We start from the raw sequence: 1107 nt of genomic DNA on the forward strand, positions 1-1107 counted from the left end.
CTGGATGAGGGACACGTCGATCGTCTGACTCGGCTTCCGCCCCTCTTCGGTGATCTGTTGGCAGAAGCGGTCCATCTCCGGGCTTGCCGGCTGGTCTCGTGACTCGCTCTGAGGTCGGTACAGCATGGTCTCGCGCTGACGGACGAAGTGCCCGAGCGGGCGCCTTGCCACCACGAGCCCTTCCGAGACCAGGACGGCGATCCCGTTGCGGACGGTCTGCCGAGCTACGCCCCACTCCTCGGTCAGCTCTTGCTCCGTCGGGAGCCGCTCGCCTCCAGCGAGCTCTCCCGACGTGATCCTGTCGCGGAGCGCCGCAGCGATCCGCTGGTAGGCCGGCAATGGGGTGGCCCTGAAGTTGTCCACGTTCCGAGTCTCGCTCATGCAACCGAACAATGTCTAGTCAATGTTGCCGTTACCCCTTGACGTCCTTTGGTGCCGAGTAGCACCATCAACACCACGCGCATTGTCTGGTCAATGACGATGGTCTAGACCTTGGAATGCGCCTGCATAGAACAAGAGGGCTCGGCGGGATTGCCCTCCCACCGAGCCCGGATGGCACCCACCCCTAGGAGGACGAGATGCCAGCTATGAGGGTACGTGCTGCCCGGATACGTCCGGTACAGCCTCGCCCCGAATCGATGTCCAGCGAGGTGTCTGCGCTGGTAGCACGGGCTCAGGCCGGTGACGCGGAGGCGTTCGGTCTGATCTACGACCGGCACGTCGACCAGGTGTTCCGGTTCGTGTCGGGCCAGGTGCGTGACCGCCAGGCGGCCGAGGACCTGACCTCGGAGACGTTCGTGCGGGCGCTGCGCAACATCGGCGCGCTCCGTCCGGACGGCGACATCACCGCCTGGCTCACGACGATCGCTCGACGCCTGACGGGCGAGTCGCCCTGGCAGAGCGCCGAGGTGCCGGTGGCGGAGATCCGCGACCGGGCCGAGGGCAGCCCGATGGCCGATCCGGCGAAGACGGCGGTGGACCGGCTGGTCAACGCCGAGCTGATCGCGGGCGTCAACAAGCTCAGCGCGCCGCAGCGGCAGTACATCGTGCTGCGCTACCTGCGGGAGCTGTCGATCGACGAGATCGCCGTGGTGATGGGCAAGACCC

General features: G+C 66.5%; 2 protein-coding genes. One reads left to right on the top strand and one right to left on the bottom strand.

What is annotated here, in order from left to right:
- The coding region (locus AB0E94_RS53195; RefSeq protein ID WP_360344667.1) for a GntR family transcriptional regulator at window positions 1–381 on the bottom strand (381 nt) is incomplete at its 3' end.
- Window positions 382–638: 257 nt separating this feature from the next.
- Here AB0E94_RS53195 and AB0E94_RS53200 point away from each other — a divergent pair.
- A partial coding sequence (locus tag AB0E94_RS53200) for a sigma-70 family RNA polymerase sigma factor (protein ID WP_360344670.1) occupies window positions 639–1107 on the top strand: 469 nt, incomplete at its 3' end.

Origin of the sequence: Actinoplanes sp. NPDC026670 (assembly GCF_040638175.1) — a bacterium.
In the GTDB taxonomy this organism is placed as follows: domain Bacteria; phylum Actinomycetota; class Actinomycetes; order Mycobacteriales; family Micromonosporaceae; genus Actinoplanes.